Source organism: Desulfosarcina cetonica JCM 12296 (genome assembly GCF_001311845.1).
In the GTDB taxonomy this organism is placed as follows: Bacteria; Desulfobacterota; Desulfobacteria; order Desulfobacterales; family Desulfosarcinaceae; genus Desulfosarcina; species Desulfosarcina cetonica.
Genome location: NZ_BBCC01000389.1, coordinates 1 through 2,414, shown reverse-complemented (window position 1 = coordinate 2,414; position 2,414 = coordinate 1). Strand labels below are relative to the sequence as shown.

Below are 2,414 nucleotides of genomic sequence, written 5' to 3'. Positions count from 1 at the left end.
CCGGTGGTCAGCACATCATCCACCAACAGCACCCGTTTTCCGGTTGCCTGACCGGGGCGGCGCGGAGCAAAAGCCGCTTTCAAATTCATCCGCCGCTGGCGCCGATCCAAGCCGGTCTGGGGGGCCGTGGCCCGTCGGCGCACCAGAAGGTCGCGCAGGACAACGCTCCCGGCCGGCAGATCCCACCCCCGAATCAGCAGGTAGGCCTGGTTGAACCCCCGCTGACGAAAGCGCCGCCGGTGAAGGGGGACCGGTGCCACGATATCGATATCGCCGGTCGGCCAGTACTGCCGAAAACCGGCCAGCAGCAGCCGGCCCAGGGGATCGGCCAGGGTGGCCACGCCCTTGAACTTCAGGGCCTGGATGGCGGTCCTCAGGCTCCCTTCGTACACCCCCAGGGCCCGCGCGCGGTTGAACGCGCCCGGTTCTTCCAGGCATCGGCCGCAAAGATGATCGTCGCCGGCGCGGCTTTTAAAGACCTGTCCGCAACGGCTGCACAGGGGCGAGGTCACCGGTGTCCAACGTTGCCGGCAGGCCGGACAGAAATGGCCGGCCATGGCCGTCTGAAAACCAGGCACAATGGTCTCCCCTTGCGTCAAGGGAGAATGGCCGGCACCATCGGCATGGGCGAAAAACCGGCCGCAGTCCCGGCAGATCAGCGGAAACAGGGCATCGGCCAGGCCGGTCAGCCAGCGCCGGATCTCCCGTCGCACACCGCACCGGCCTGAATCGGAAGCCGCTACTTCATTTGGGCCACGATGGCTTCGCCAAACTGGGAGCACTTGACCTCCTCGGCACCCTCGATCTGCCGGGCCAGGTCGTAGGTCACCCGGCGGGCCTTGATGGCCGCCTGGATCGCCTCGCGCACGGCCGTACCGGCCTCTTTCCAACCCATGTAATCGAGCATCATGGCACCGGAGAGAATCAGCGAACCGGGGTTGACCTTGTCCAGACCGGCATACTTGGGGGCCGTGCCATGGGTGGCTTCGAACACCGCGCAACGGTCGCCGATATTGGCTCCCGGCGCCATACCCAACCCGCCCACCTGGGCGGCCAGGGCATCGGAAATGTAGTCGCCGTTGAGGTTGGGCGTGGCGATCACCCCGTATTCGTCGGGCCGCAACAGTACCTGCTGGAACAGCATGTCGGCGATGCGATCCTTGATCACCACCTTGCCGGCCGGTGCCTCACCGTCGTAAGTGTCGTACAGGTCGGCCTCGGTGATCGTCTGGCCGCCGAATTGCGCCTTGGCCACCTCGTAGCCCCACTGGGCAAAGGCCCCTTCGGTGAATTTCATGATATTGCCCTTGTGCATGAGGGTCACACTGGGGAACCCGTTCTCCAGGGCATAGCGGATCGCACTGGCCACCAGCCGTTTGGTGTTGCCCGGGCTGATGGGCTTGATGCCGATGCCGGCCAGGGGCGGGATGTTGCTGCCCATCTGGGTCTTCAGGTATTCGGCCAGGGCCTCGGCCTCATCGGTGCCCGAGGCCCACTCGATGCCCGCGTACAGATCCTCGGTGTTTTCCCGAAAGACCACCATGTTGATCTTTTCCGGGTGTTTCATCGGGCTGGGGACCGTTTCGATGTAGCGCACCGGCCGCACGCAGGCATACAGGTCGAGTTTCTGGCGAATGGCCACATTGAGGCTGCGGATGCCCTTGCCGATAGGCGTGGTCAAGGGTCCCTTGATGGCCACCACGTGGGCTTCGATGGCGTCCAGGGCTTCCGGGGGCAGGTAGTTGCCGGTCTTGGCATACCCCTTTTCGCCCACGGGCAACTCCATCCATTCGATCCGGCGTTGACCGCCGTAACGTTTCTCCACGGCCGCATCGATCACCCGCTGGGTGGCGCGCCAGATGTCCGGACCGATCCCGTCCCCCTCGATAAAGGGAATGATCGGGCAATCCGGCACGGACAGCGTACCGTCGCTGTTTTTCGTTATCTTCTGTGCATCGGCCATAAGGCAATCCTCCTCATGTTAAAGGCTAATGGATTCGTTCATGGGTACGAACGGCAAAGGAAATTCACCCCGATCAGCCGGTCCCTTCGTTCATGCGCTGTCTAAGGGCTTCATAAAGCACAACGGCGGCGGCGGTGGATGCGTTCAGCGAATCCACGCGGCCGCGCAGCGGAATGGAGAGGAGAAAATCGCACTGTTGCCGAACCCGTGGCCGCAGCCCTTTTTCCTCACCGCCCACGACCAGGGCCAGGGGGCCTTTCAAGTCTGCCTGGAAAAGGGTTTGCGACGCCTGCATGGCCAAACCGGCGATCCAGACGCCCTTTTTCTTGAGCCCGGCCATGGTCGCCGCCAGGTTGGTCACCTGGCAAAACCGGGTGTGCTCCAGGGCGCCGGCCGAGGCCTTGGATACCGCCGGCGTTGCCCCGGCGGCCCGATCCTTGGGCACCACCAG

At 64.1% G+C, this 2,414-nt stretch carries 3 protein-coding genes; all 3 read right to left on the bottom strand.

Annotated elements, in window-relative coordinates:
- The coding region (locus tag JCM12296_RS34180) for a ComF family protein (protein ID WP_054702555.1) at positions 1-713 on the bottom strand (713 nt) is incomplete at its 3' end.
- A gap of 26 nt (positions 714-739) precedes the next feature.
- A complete protein-coding gene (icd, locus tag JCM12296_RS34175; RefSeq protein ID WP_054702552.1) occupies positions 740-1,963 on the bottom strand; it encodes an isocitrate dehydrogenase (NADP(+)) in 1,224 nt (407 codons plus the stop codon).
- 73 nt (positions 1,964-2,036) lie between these two features.
- Positions 2,037-2,414 (bottom strand): 23S rRNA (guanosine(2251)-2'-O)-methyltransferase RlmB (locus JCM12296_RS34170; RefSeq protein ID WP_172684255.1); only part of this gene is annotated, 378 nt, incomplete at its 5' end.

Excerpts from the sequence above, each read along its gene's own strand:
- icd (WP_054702552.1), bottom strand. The coding sequence starts at position 1,963 with ATGGCCGATGCACAGAAGATAACGAAAAACAGCGACGGTACGCTGTCC.